We start from the raw sequence: 822 nt of genomic DNA, 5'->3' as shown, positions 1-822 counted from the left end.
ATACTCTATTTTGGCAGCTTTCATGCTCCGCAGATGCGTTACTCCTTTGGAAAGACTCGAATCATGGTAAAACAGATACCAGTCATTATCCACTTTGCATATCGAATGATGCGTCGTCCAGCCCACAACAGGATTCAGAATCCGTCCCTGATACACAAACGGCCCGTATGGACTCTCTCCAATGGCATAGCAGATAAAATGGGTGTCTCCGGTGGAGTACGAAAAATAATACTTACCGTTGTATTTATGAACCCATGAAGCTTCAAAGAAACGGCGGTCATTGTCTCCTGCCAGCAGTAGCTCCCCGTTTTCGTCCAGAATCCGGATTTCTATTGGCTCTTCGTCAAACTCAAGCATATCACCTCTGAGTCTTGCAACTATAGGCCCTAATGCCTGTTGTTTTTCTGTTGGCTCTTCATTGTTTTCTGCATATTCATTGTTTCTGTATTTCTGAAGCTGACCACCCCAGATGCCGCCAAAATAAATATAATGCATACCGTCCTCATCTTCAAAAACTGCCGGGTCTATGCTGTAGCTGCCTTTAATGGCCTCTTTTTCCGCAGTAAAAGGGCCTTCCGGGGAATCACCCACGGCAACGCCGATCTGGAAAATGCCGTCGGGACGCTTTGCCGGGAAATACAGATAGTACTTTCCGTTTTTATGCGCAGCATCGGGAGCCCACATCTGCTTTTCTGCCCAGGCTACATCAGCTACATGCAGGGCAACGCCATTGTCAACTGTTTCCGACGTTATGCTTTCCATTGAAAACACATGGTAGTCTTCCATCCCAAAATGGTCTCCGTTGTCATTAAACGGAATTCC

1 protein-coding gene is annotated in these 822 nt (G+C 46.5%); it reads right to left on the bottom strand.

The window, feature by feature from the left end:
• The coding region (locus AC1DVP_RS21310; protein WP_477185476.1) for a glycoside hydrolase family 43 protein at nucleotides 1-822 on the bottom strand (822 nt) is incomplete at both ends.

It is taken from the genome of Flavobacterium sp. P3_A6, from assembly GCF_056403035.1.
Note: the sequence above shows the minus strand (reverse complement) of the source record. Positions and strands in the feature narration are given on the sequence as shown.